The following is a 12,350-nucleotide window of genomic DNA, read 5'->3' as shown; positions in this document are numbered from 1 at the left end:
TGAAATGTATTAAAATAAAAAAGGAATTTATATTAGCTCGATTGTAGTTAAAAAGTTTGAAAATTACAAGAATTTAATGAGGGTAGGAGGAATATTATGAAAAAATATTATTTTGCGTCTTTGTTAACACTGGCATTAATTCTACTAATTATTTTTATTAAAGCGAATACAATCAGTGTGATTGACACAACTATCGGGAAGGGATTGTATACCTTACATGATCAACCTTTAGTCAGCTTTATAAAATGGGTTGGTATGCTAGGTTCTACTGTAGGGATTGTAACAGTTCTTTTTGTATCCATGTTATTATTTATCATTTTTCAAAGAAATGTTAAAGCAGCAGTCATTCTGTTTTTATCTGTTTTGATTGGGAATGTAGGGAACAAGCTTCTAAAAGCTCTTATTGGAAGAGAACGTCCGACATTTCCTGAACATATAGAGGACGGCTTTAGTTTTCCTAGTGGACATGTAATGGTTGGACTACTATTATTTGGCATGATTGCATACTATTTAGTGAGAGTAAGTCAAACAATAAAAGTGAAACAAACAATTCTAATATGTACTAGTTTGTTACTGATGATAATTGGTTTCAGTAGACTGCTAGAAGGAGAACATTTTCTTACTGACGTTATAGGTGGTTTCATAACTGGGGGACTTGTATTAATGGGGATGATCTCAATCGATCAGGTCTTACATACAAAAATAGAACGAAGAAAAGGTAAGAACGACGTTGCTCTATAACGTCGTTTTTATATTAACACGTAGGTTCATAAGTTGGTAAATGAAGATCCAAGGAGATGATCACTTCATGAAAAAACTGTTAAGTCTTATTTTACTAATCGTTTTGACACAGACTGTTGTAGCTTGTTCTTATGAAATGGCTGGACAGCCATTAGATAATGTTAGCGACCAAGAAGAAACAGAACAATCTGGGCAAACAGATAAGATTGAAATGGATTTGACAAATGAAAATGATCAAGATCAAAAGGAGTCAAAAGCTAAGAAGCTTCCCCCTGTAAATGAAAAGGACGCTGTTAGATTAATTCGTGAACATCTTGGTTTGGAAGAACATACTACATTGCATGTGGAAATTGATCATGAAGACGGGAATAGGTATGTGGTTCATGTTTATGAGGTTGTGGCACATGATGATATTTCACATACCGCCACATATGGTTGGTATACGGTTACGAAAGACTCTGGGAAGATTGAGGATATGATGGAATAGGACGATAAAAAAACTCCTACTTAACTGTAGGGTTTTTTTTATATTAGTTTAACTATTGCATTATATTGGAAATTAATATATAGTACATTACAACAGTAATGCACTATGTGGAATGAGGTTTGAAAGGAGGCTTGCGCTTGATTTTAAATACAGATGGTACAAAACCAATTTATGTTCAAATAGCAGAATGGCTAGAAACAGAGATTTTGAGTGGTAACATCAAACAGGATGAAAAAATTTATTCACAATATCAGCTTGCAGACATGTTCAATATTAATCCGGCAACTGCTGCGAAAGGATTAAATATTTTGGCTGATGAATTGATTTTATATAAAAAGCGGGGCCTTGGAATGTTTGTTTCTACTGATGCAAAATTCAATATTCTCAACAAACGGAAAAATCGAACGTTAAAAAGATTAGTTAGGGAAATTGTTATGGAAGCAGAGCGTTTAAGTGTGAGTGAAGATGAACTGCTACAGATGATTAAAGCAGCAAATAATGAAGACAAGGGGGATGTTTGATGAAGGTCGTCGTTTGTAATGAGGTATCAAAAGTATATGGGCAGAAAAAAGCGCTAAATAAATTGTCCTTTTCGATAGAAAAAAATAAAATAACGGGACTTATCGGTCGAAACGGTGCTGGGAAAACAACGCTGTTGAAATTAATCGCTGGGTTTATCCATGAAACTTCTGGAGATGTACACGTTTTTTCAGAAAAACCGTTTAACAATTTGAAGGTTTCTTCTAACAGAATCTATATTGATGATCAGCAATACTTCCCAAACTCGTTAACCTTAAAAGACATTCTCCAATCAGCTAGTACATTTTATGCAAATTGGGATAAAGAGCTTGCTGATCGTCTCTTTGACTATTTCTCCTTTCATCCAAAGCAGCACTATTATACTCTTTCTAAAGGTATGAAGAGTACTTTTAATATGATCATAGGCATGGCTGCAAGATGTCCATTAACAATTTTAGATGAGCCAACAACAGGTATGGATTCTTCCGTAAGAAAGGATTTTTATAGAGCCTTGCTAAAGGATTATATTGACCACCCTCGAACGATCATCCTATCTAGTCATCTATTAAATGAAATCGAGGATCTAATAGAGGATGTATTGCTTATTATGGACGGTGAAAAGCGCTTGCATCTTCCAGTTGCGGATTTGAAGGAATATGCAATTGGGATAAATGGTAAAGAAGATATTGTAATGGAAATCGTTCGTAACAGAGAAATTCTTCATCAAAAACGGATAGGTAAAGATGGTATCTATATTGTGGTAGAAAATAACTTTACAGAGTTTGAGACTGAAAATTATAGATTGAAAGGTGTTGAAATGACCTCAGTTGCTTCAGACGATTTATGTACATATTTAACGAGTAAAACGAATGGAGGGATTGATGATGTTTTTAACAGAGGTTAAGTTAGTTGATATAGTGAAGAAACAGTTTATGTATAAGCTAAAAGCATACTTAAGTGTATTTAGTTCATTGCTAACCATACAAATTATTGGAATTCTATTATCAACGACCGGTAGCAGTTCAATTTCAATGGGTACTAGTTCTAATGGTTTTTCACTGAATGTTAGCTATTATACAGGAGATATAATCATTATTTTTACAATGATATGGGCTTTGATAAGTGCAATTATTATTACGACAAAAGCCTATCGAAACGATGACTTTGTTTTTGTGTCTAATCGATTAAGTAGTAACCTTTCAAATATTGTATTTTTACTATTTGCTAGTATCATCGGAGGAATTACAGCTATGCTTTCTGGAATTTTTTTCAAGATTATCATGAACTTTATTCTAGATGATGGAAATGTGACGGCAACATTTATTGGTTTTCAAGAATTAATGGTAGGGATTATTGCTAGCATCTTTTATGTGTTTTTATTAGCATCCATAGGATATGTTATTGGAATGCTTGTGCAATTAAGTAAGTGGTTTACTATTATCCTTCCTGCTTTATTTATAGGTTATTTATTTTTAGGAGTGAATATGAACGGAGAACCAACCTTTATATTGGAGATAGGGAAATTTTTTATAGAGGAATCCTCATTACTCGTATTTTTCTTAAAGGTAATCGTAGCTGCTAGCTTTTTATTTTATGTTTCTATTATTCTGTCAAATAAGATGGAGGTGAGACAATGATTTTAACGTCAATTATTCCAATAGTACTTTTATTATTAATAATCGTAGCAATTTATAAAATGGTTAATGTTATTAAGAAGGTACCATTTTTACAAAAGCTTAACTTGAAATGGATGCTTAGTATTTATGGAGTTCTGTTACTTGTAGCTGTTGGATTATTTTATGTGCTTCCGAATGAAAGACCTTCAAATAAAATTGTCGATAATCAGGATGAACTTGTGAAAGTCGAGAATGCAAGACGATTATTAACGATGGCTGCTTCTGAAGGAAAACAAATAAGCAAGGAAAACATTGAGGGCGTAGAGATAAAAAATCATTGGGATTTTACTTACGAAGAAAAACAGCTTGATGTCACTATATTAGATGACCAGCTTGGAACGTTGTTTACGTTAGTAGAAAGAAAAAATGTAAATGATAAAAGAGTAGAGGTAATGCAATATCATACAAGAACAATTATTGAAAACCTTGATATTACGGATGATATTCCCCCCTTAACTTTAGAATTAGTGGAAGGTGAATTAACGATTAGAAACACACATTCTGTAGATATTCATTTCGGGAAATTCGATAAAGAATTTACAATCACTCAGTTTACTGAAGAAAAGGGCATAGAAGATTCATTTATAGATGAAGATCATATTTGGGGTGAGAATGTACTTTATATTCGTGTTCCGAAGGATGTAAATGTAGAAGGTGACTTTCAGTTTGTCACTCAATAAGATCTTTTATTTCGCTTTTATCAGTAGCATGTAACAACCCTCTAGAAAAAAAACCTATTAGAAATGCCCTTTTTCCCAGTAATATCGAAAAAGGGTTTTTTTGTGTTATGTTTTCTAACATATACTTTATCCTCTTTTTCCACGAACAACCCCTGATATTCTAAAAAACTCAATGTAATCAATCTCTTTTCCATACATTTCTAATTTTTTATACAAATTGCACAAACTTTTTAATCATTTTTAACGAAATATACAATGACAATCTAAAATAAATATATTATCATGTAAGAAATTATAACATTTGGTGTTATTTAATTTTACATAATTGGGAGGGATTAGTGTGGTGGGGGATAGAGGAAGGTTGAAAATTTTTTCGCTTGGCCTACAACATGTATTTGCTATGTATGCTGGAGCGATATTAGTTCCGTTGATCGTTGGAAGAGCATTAAATTTAACAGCAGAACAATTGGCATACTTGGTCGCAATTGATTTATTAACTTGTGGTATAGCCACCTTATTGCAAGCTTGGAATAATAAATATCTTGGTATTGGGTTACCTGTTGTTTTAGGTAGTTCGTTTGTTGCAGTGACACCAATGATTGCGATCGGATCACAATATGGTATTTCTGCGATTTATGGATCGATCATTGTTGGTGGCTTATTCATTTTTGTGTTTGCATCTTTTTTTGGGAAAATAACTAAATTATTTCCCCCAGTTGTTACAGGTTCAGTTGTAACTATTATTGGACTTTCCCTTGTGCCGACAGGTATTAAAAATATGGCGGGTGGAGTTGGAAATCCCGATTTTGGAAGCACTGCTAATCTATTATTATCATTTGGTGTATTAGCAATTATTTTGGTAATGAATCGTTTTTTTAGTGGCTTTGCGCAAGCATTATCTGTACTATTTGGCATCATTGCTGGTACGATCGTGGCTATCTTTATGGGGAAAGTAGATTTTTCAAGTGTTGCAGATGCCTCTTGGGTGCACCTTCCTGAAATTTTTTACTTTGGGACACCTACATTTGAAATTGGCCCTATCTTAACAATGATTATTGTTTGTGTGGTTATCATTATTGAATCGACAGGGGTATTTTTAGCATTAAGCGAAATTTGTGATCAGGAACTTACTGAGAAAGACTTTGTGCGAGGTTATCGTGCTGAAGGGTTAGCTATTACATTAGGTGGACTCTTTAATGCTTTTCCGTATAATACATTCGCTCAAAATGTAGGTCTGGTCCAATTATCAAAGGTAAAAACAAAAAATGTTGTAATAGCAGCTGGGTTCATTTTAATTGGGTTGGGGCTTATACCAAAGATTGCTGGACTAGCAACAATTATCCCGCCTGCTGTGTTAGGTGGTGCAACAGTTGTTATGTTTGGGATGGTGATTTCATCTGGTATCAAAATGCTTGCTGCAGTAGATTTTACTGATCAACAAAACTTGCTTATTATTGCTTGTTCACTTTCTTTAGGACTAGGAGCTACAGTTGTGCCAGACTTGTTTGTTGGTTTACCTCAAGCTATTCGTATTATAGTCAGTGATGGAATTATTACAGGTAGTTTAACAGCTATACTATTAAATTTGTTTTTTGTAATTCGCACAAAGAAAAGTACTGCTACATTTGAAGAAAACAGATCTGCTTCGTGACTAGAAGTGATCAGGGGGAAATTTGGTTCCTTCATAGTCCCACCTTAGATTTATCAGAGGGTAGCAAATTGATTTTATAGCTAGAAAAAATTCATGTTAAATATTTTCAAATGTAATTTATAAAGCTCATTAAAAAGGAGTGAAAAATTGAGGTGGTTACGATAAATAAGCTTAATCAAAGTAAAGAAAATGATTTTGTTGAAATTCTTAAAGATATCTTTGAGCACTCTCCTTGGATTCCCAAAAAAGCATTGCGATACAGTCCTTTTTCTTCATTGGAAGATCTTCACGACAAGATGGTACAAATTGTGATTGATGCACCATATGAGGAAAAGCTAGCACTAATAAAAGCCCACCCTAACTTAGGGACACGGATAGAGATGAGTTCATCCTCTGTCAAAGAGCAAATGGGTGCTGGATTAAATCAGCTTTCACCTGAAGAATATGAGAGTTTTTCCATTATAAATAAACAATATATGGAGAAGTTTAGCTTTCCGTTTATCATGGCTGTGAAAGGTCAGACAAAAGGGGATATATATTCAGCTATGAAACTTAGAGTTAATAATGAAAAAGCAGTCGAGTTTGAAAAGGCGCTATCAGAAGTATATAAAATAGCCCTCTTTCGTTTAAAAGAACTTATTAACAAGTAAAAGGAGATGGGTTTATGAAACAAAAACGAGTATTTTCTTATGGGAAAGGTGATGTGTTTGCATATCGAACATTTTTAACTCCATTAACAGGAGTAAGACAAATTCCTGAATCTGCTTTTTGTGGGAGAAGTAATGTTGTATTTGGTGTAAATGTTAAAGTTGAGATTGCTGGGAATCAGTTACTTACTTCTTTTACAGAAGGTGATAATAGCCTTGTGGTTGCAACAGACTCGATGAAAAACTTTATTCAAAGACATTTAGGGAGCTACGAAGGTTCAACAATTGAAGGATTTTTACACTATGTTGGAGAAGAATTCTTAAAAAAATACGACCATATTGATTCCATTAAACTAATTGGTGACGAAGTTCCATTTGAATCGATAAACAGAGTATCATCTAGTGGATTAACAGAAAGCGATCTCGTATTTAAAAACTCTCGAAATGAAAAAGCGCAAGCATCGGTTGAAATAGTCCGCAATGGTACAGACTTTGAAATTGTAAATCAGAGTAGTGGTTTACTAGATCTGCAATTAATCAAAGTGCGTGGGAATTCATTTGTGGGATTTATCCGAGATGAATATACGACACTCCCAGAAGATAGTAATCGACCACTATTTATCTATTTAAATATCGGTTGGAAATATGAGAATGTTGAAGATTCAACAGGGTTAGATCCAGTTGTCTACGTTTCTGCTGAACAGGTCCGTGATATTGCATCATCTGTTTTCCATGATCTTGAAACACCATCCATCCAATATTTAATTTATTTAATTGGTTGTCGGGTGCTAGAGAGATTCCCGCAATTACAGGAAGTGAATTTCCAATCGCAAAATCATACTTGGGATTCAGTTGTAGAAGATATTCCAAACTCTTCTGGAAAAGTATATACAGAGCCTCGTCCACCATTTGGCTTTCAGCGTTTTTCTGTGACGAAGGAAGACTTAAAGAATAAACAAGAAGTCACAACAACAAATAATCTATCGAAGTAAGGATTTGATACTATGGCAGGTCTTACGACACATATTCTTGATTTAACCCACGGTATCCCGGCAGCGAATGTTACCGTACAATTATCGAGGTTTGAAGGCTCATCCACTTTCATTTTAAAAACAACGACAACAAATGAGGATGGTCGATTAAAAGAGCTGCTTCTATTGGAAGATGAGATCGAAGAGGGAGAATACGAACTTTTATTTAGCATTGGTGACTATTTTCGAACTAAAGGTATGGATTTGTTGGAGCCTGCGTTTTTAGATAAGGTGTCAATTCGGTTCGGTATTGCAGATCGTAGTGCGCACTATCATGTTCCATTACTTGTTTCGCCATGGGGGTATCAAGTTTATAGAGGGAGTTAACTAGAATCTCAACTCATTAATTAAATATCTTTTAAGTTTTTGGATGTGTTTACTGAACTTTTTGTCCGAAAGAGGAGGCGAGACTCAAAGAGGGCTACCCATCCTAACGTAACTCTTATATAGTAGCTTACAACTCATTATAGAGACTATATATTGTGTTGGCGCGGTCTGGCCCTTTATGAGTACAGCCTCACTTATTCGATTGTATTTCCTTACTATTGAAATAGCTGGCTGTTCCCTTGAATTAAAGACTTAATTCTAAAAGCTAAGCGCAATCGTAATGTTTCTTCTGGTTCTTTCAAACTTCTGCCAATAATCTCCTCGCATTTTTCTAAACGATATATCACAGTATTACGGTGTACATAAAGCCGTTTTGCAGTTTCGGACATTTGACAATGTGTTTCTAAATAAACAGCCAATGTTTGAAGTAGTACTTGATGATCTCTTTTTGGTTCATTGGCAAATGCTTGGAAAGTATCAGTATAAAACTTTTTTAATTGATCAAAAGGAACCATACGGAGAATTTCTGGAACCTCCTTAGGTTGGTATATGTCAATAAATTGTTTTTTACCTGACATATTTCCGTAGTAAAGGGCGTCAATTGCTTCTTTGTACGAAACGGGTACATGGATGAGTTGTTCGGCGTAATTACTAATACCAAATGAAAGGTCCTCTTGGAAGTGAGAGTGAATTTTCATTTGTATTTTCTTTAAGAGTGAAAGGAACGGTTGAATAATCTCTTTCCATCCGCCTTTCATTTCCAATAGTAAGAGGTATGATTGATCAATTGTGAAAATGTGTATTTTTTGGTGAAATCGTTGAAGTTCTGACTCAATTGTATCATGAATCAGTTCCTCCTCGGTCTGGTATTGCAGCAATGTAAGATTCTTATCTTCATCATCTATTTTACCAACTGCACAAATATATCGCTGTTCGTTTGCTAGTTTAAACTCCTTAGCCCTGCTGATTACCTCTTCAGTGGTGGTAAATGCACCTTTAATAAAGTTAGTGAAAAACTCATTTTGGATTCGTCTTGTATTTTGCTTTAGTGCATTTTCTTTCATTAATTCAAAAGCAATAACATTTGTTGCTTGTTTAATGGTTAAAATCGTTGAGCGATCAGATAATTGTACAGTTCCTAATACACATAGGTAACTATACTGTTTATGTGTATAAACAGGAAAAAGTGTGATTGTCTCTCGAGTTCCGTTTACGAATGAAAAAGCGGTCATCGTTGTTTTAGGGAAATGAAAATAATGACCTGTGGATATTAACGACTCAAGGTTTTCAGAAAAAGGAAGATTGTGAAACTGTTTTCTTCCGGTTAACTGTAATTGATGATTGAGTAGGACAACAGGTAAGTCTATAAGGGAGGATAAACTATCAAGGATTTTATGTATTCCTTGCCCACTCATAATATGATTTGTAAATTGTTGATGTGTTTGCATGGCATGATGCAGTTCATTCGTGCGAATATCAAGGATGTAACTGAGTGACTTATTTACAATATCACCTAGTGAAGTGTGAATAGGTAATTCTAAAAGTGGGAAGTGGAGTTCATTTGCAAGTGAGATAGCCAATTCTGGTATTTCCTGTAAAAAACGCTTTGTTTTAATTCCTAATCCTGAACATCCTTGCTTGTTCATCTCTCTAATAAGCAGTAAAAGTGAATCGAGATCATCCTTGAAATGAAAGGCTGTTGTAACGAGTAATTCATCCTTTTTTAAAAAGTAAATAATATCAGGAGCGTCCATCATATTTACTGTATTTACTTCGCGTTCAACACCATATTTTCCTGCGATTAAAACTGCGCCATTAAACACGGGAAGTTCTAATAATTCACTTAATCTCATGTTTTCTCCTCCTGCTAATCTGGATGTTTACAAGTTACTTATATTAATAATGAAATTTTTTTAGATACTATAAACAATGAATTTAGTAAATGTTCTACATATATGTGAATGATTTTAAAGGATGTTTATTCTAAAATCAATATATATAACTAATCATGTTATTATTTATAACAATTTATGATAGAAAAAATGAATGGACTAGGGGGGGTTAGGTTGGTAATTAACGAGAAGTCACCTGCCTTATTTGAACAAATTGAAGAGATGGTGGAATGGTTAGGTTCATTCGGAAAAAGCAAAAGTAATGGTGTTACAAGACAATTGTATTCAACTGAGTGGCGATGTGCACAAAAAGCACTTGAGAAACGGATGAACAAAATTGGATTGGATGTCTATTTTGATGATGTCGGAAATCTATTTGGTAGATTACCAGGTAGTCGAGAAAATACAACAACTATTTTAACTGGATCTCATATTGATACTGTCATTGATGGTGGGAAGTATGACGGTGCATATGGTGTTATTGCGGGTATGATAGCTTTGCAGTATTTATATGAAACTTATGGGCTTCCTAAAAAGAATATAGAAGTTGTTTCATTATGTGAAGAAGAGGGAAGTCGCTTCCCGATGACATATTGGGGATCTGGTAGTATCACTGGTGTAAGAACTATTGAAGATGTTCAAAATTTAGTGGATTTACAAAATATTTCTTTTATAAAAGCGATGCAGGATTCAGGGTTTGGTCAAGGTAAGTATCGACAACCTAAGCGGAATGACCTTGACTGCTTTATTGAACTACACATAGAGCAAGGTGAGGTATTAGAAAGAGAAGCAATGCCTATTGGAGTTGTAAGTCATATTGTTGGTCAGAAAAGATATGAAATCACAGTTATTGGGGAGAGCAACCATGCGGGTACGACACCGATGGCTTGGCGTAAAGATGCAATGTATGTGGCATCTGGGCTTATACAATTATTAATTCAGAGAGCAAAAGAAACAAATTCAGATTTAGTAGCAACAGTTGGTCAACTGAATTTAGAGCCGAATATAGCAAATGTTATACCAGGAAAGGCAACATTTACGGTAGATATTCGCCATAGTGATGAGGATGTTATTGACCAATTTTCAAAGAATTTGTTTAAGGAGTTCCAGTCTATTGCTGATAGACATACTACTGATTTAAAAATTAAAAATTGGATGGATGAAAAGCCAACTAAAATGTGCGAGAAGTTGATTGAAATTTCTGAGTTGATATTAACGAAAGATCAAATACCATATAAAAAAATGGCGAGCGGGGCAGGACATGATTCACAAATGTTTAGTCCATTTTGTGCAACTTCTTTATTATTTGTACCAAGTCATAAAGGGATAAGTCATTCGCCGCATGAATTTACTAGAACAGAGGATTTAGAAAAAGGAATTCGACTATTAATAAAGCTTTTATATGAATTAGCTTATTAAAGGAGGAGAAGACAATGTTTGCTTTTAATGAAATAAATACCCCATTACGCACCATAATGACTCCTGGACCTGTTGAAGTGGACCCTAGAGTTTTGCGTGCTATGAGTACGCCGGTACTCGGGCAATTTGATCCAGCTTTTACACAGATAATGAATGAAACAATGGAGATGCTTCGTCAAGTGTTCCAAACAAAAAACAGATGGGCATTTCCAATCGATGGAACATCTCGTGCGGGTATTGAAGCTGTGTTGTGCAGCGTTATTGAACAGGGAGATAGAGTGTTAATCCCGATTTATGGTAGATTTGGACATTTGTTAACTGAAATAGCTGAGCGAAGTGGTGCTGATATTCACATTATGGAATGTGAATGGGGAGATGTTTTCGATCAAGAGGAAATTATAAATGAGATAAAAAGGGTGAAACCAAAAGTAGTAGCAATAGTACATGGTGAAACCTCAACTGGTTGTATGCAGCCTTTAGATAAGATTGGGCCTGCCTGCCGAGCGCTTAATGTGTTATGTATCGTTGATGCAGTTGCAACCATCGGCGGAACAGAAGTAAAAGTAGATGAATGGCAGCTTGATGCAGTAATAGGTGGAACTCAAAAGTGTTTGTCTGTTCCTTCAGGTATGGCACCGATTTCGTATAATGATCGTATCGAACAAGTCATCAATGTAAGGAAAAAAGTAGAAAAGGGGATTGCGACAGAGGATGATTTATTAGATGTCAAGCAGCCAATTCGCAGCAACTATTTTGACTTAAGTCAACTGCAAGATTATTGGGGACCTAGAAGATTGAATCATCATACAGAAGCAACTTCAATGCTTTATGCATTACGAGAAGGAACACGAATTGTTTTACAAGAAGGACTAAAAGAACGATTTGAACGACATCTTCTACATGAAAAAGCACTTGTAGAAGGAATTAAAGCAATGGGTTTGAAGTTATTTAATGATGTTCCCTGGAAGCTGCCTATGGTCACATGCATTAACATTCCTGAAGGTATCGATGGTGAGTCAGTAAGAATGATGTTGCTCAGGCAGTTTGGAATTGAGATTGCTAGTTCATTCGGTCCTCTTCAAGGGAAGATTTGGAGGATCGGGACGATGGGATATAGCTGCCGAAAAGAAAATATCTTGTTTGTTCTGGCTGCTCTTGAGGGTGTCCTTATTCGTCACGGTGCTTCAGTCCAGGTAGGGCAAGGATTACAAGCGGCACTTAATGTATATGAGTTACCTCATTTAATAGTGAAGTAGTGTGAAAATGGATGGTTGCAATAA

Annotated in this window: 11 protein-coding genes and 1 pseudogene; 11 read left to right on the top strand and 1 reads right to left on the bottom strand. The window is 35.0% G+C overall.

The features are described 5' to 3' along the window. Nucleotides 1–96: 96 nt before the first annotated feature. The 9 genes and pseudogenes from WCV66_RS26500 (at nt 97) to uraH (ending at nt 7,759) form a co-directional block, all read left to right on the top strand. Nucleotides 97–741, top strand: coding sequence for a phosphatase PAP2 family protein (locus WCV66_RS26500; protein ID WP_338787486.1), 645 nt, complete (start codon nt 97–99; stop codon nt 739–741). A gap of 67 nt (nt 742–808) precedes the next feature. After that, a complete protein-coding gene (locus WCV66_RS26495; protein WP_185653984.1) occupies nt 809–1,228 on the top strand; it encodes a hypothetical protein in 420 nt (139 codons plus the stop codon). A gap of 137 nt (nt 1,229–1,365) precedes the next feature. Beyond that, entirely contained in the window at nt 1,366–1,749 is a 384-nt protein-coding gene (locus WCV66_RS26490; RefSeq protein WP_338787485.1) for a GntR family transcriptional regulator, read from the top strand. Next, nucleotides 1,749–2,651: an ABC transporter ATP-binding protein gene (locus WCV66_RS26485; protein ID WP_338787484.1), complete on the top strand. Its 903-nt coding sequence runs from the start codon at nt 1,749–1,751 to the stop codon at nt 2,649–2,651. The genes WCV66_RS26490 and WCV66_RS26485 overlap by 1 nt, the downstream gene beginning before the upstream one ends. Beyond that, on the top strand, nt 2,632–3,384 hold the full coding sequence (locus WCV66_RS26480; RefSeq protein WP_338787483.1) for a hypothetical protein: 753 nt from the start codon (nt 2,632–2,634) through the stop codon (nt 3,382–3,384). Before WCV66_RS26485 ends, WCV66_RS26480 begins: the two co-directional genes overlap by 20 nt. Further along, nucleotides 3,381–4,103, top strand: a complete 723-nt coding sequence (locus WCV66_RS26475; RefSeq protein ID WP_066336815.1) for a hypothetical protein — start codon at nt 3,381–3,383, stop codon at nt 4,101–4,103. Before WCV66_RS26480 ends, WCV66_RS26475 begins: the two co-directional genes overlap by 4 nt. 400 nt (nt 4,104–4,503) lie before the next feature. Next, nucleotides 4,504–5,754, top strand: a complete 1,251-nt coding sequence (locus WCV66_RS26470) for a nucleobase:cation symporter-2 family protein (protein ID WP_413789700.1) — start codon at nt 4,504–4,506, stop codon at nt 5,752–5,754. Between the two features lie 152 nt (nt 5,755–5,906). Then, nucleotides 5,907–7,393 (top strand): annotated as a pseudogene (pucL, locus tag WCV66_RS26460) (factor-independent urate hydroxylase). Between the two features lie 12 nt (nt 7,394–7,405). Further along, entirely contained in the window at nt 7,406–7,759 is a 354-nt protein-coding gene (gene uraH / locus WCV66_RS26455; RefSeq protein ID WP_338787480.1) for a hydroxyisourate hydrolase, read from the top strand. A 215-nt stretch (nt 7,760–7,974) separates the two neighbouring features. Here uraH and WCV66_RS26450 read toward each other — a convergent pair whose 3' ends face one another. Next, nucleotides 7,975–9,612 carry a PucR family transcriptional regulator gene (locus WCV66_RS26450; protein WP_338787479.1) on the bottom strand — a complete coding sequence of 546 codons (1,638 nt, stop codon included), beginning with the start codon at nt 9,610–9,612 and terminating at the stop codon, nt 7,975–7,977. 213 nt (nt 9,613–9,825) lie between these two features. Between WCV66_RS26450 and allC the strand changes: the two genes are divergently transcribed. Both allC and WCV66_RS26440 read left to right on the top strand, forming a co-directional pair. Continuing rightward, entirely contained in the window at nt 9,826–11,070 is a 1,245-nt protein-coding gene (gene allC / locus WCV66_RS26445) for an allantoate deiminase (protein WP_338787478.1), read from the top strand. Between the two features lie 14 nt (nt 11,071–11,084). Next, the gene (locus tag WCV66_RS26440; RefSeq protein ID WP_185653987.1) at nt 11,085–12,326 is read left to right on the top strand and encodes a pyridoxal-phosphate-dependent aminotransferase family protein; all 1,242 of its coding nucleotides are present in this window, start codon (nt 11,085–11,087) and stop codon (nt 12,324–12,326) included. Nucleotides 12,327–12,350: the final 24 nt, after the last annotated feature.

It is taken from the genome of Metabacillus rhizosphaerae (assembly GCF_037201795.1).
In the GTDB taxonomy this organism is placed as follows: Bacteria; Bacillota; Bacilli; order Bacillales; family Bacillaceae; genus Metabacillus; species Metabacillus rhizosphaerae.
This window is presented reverse-complemented; position numbering and strand designations above follow the sequence as displayed.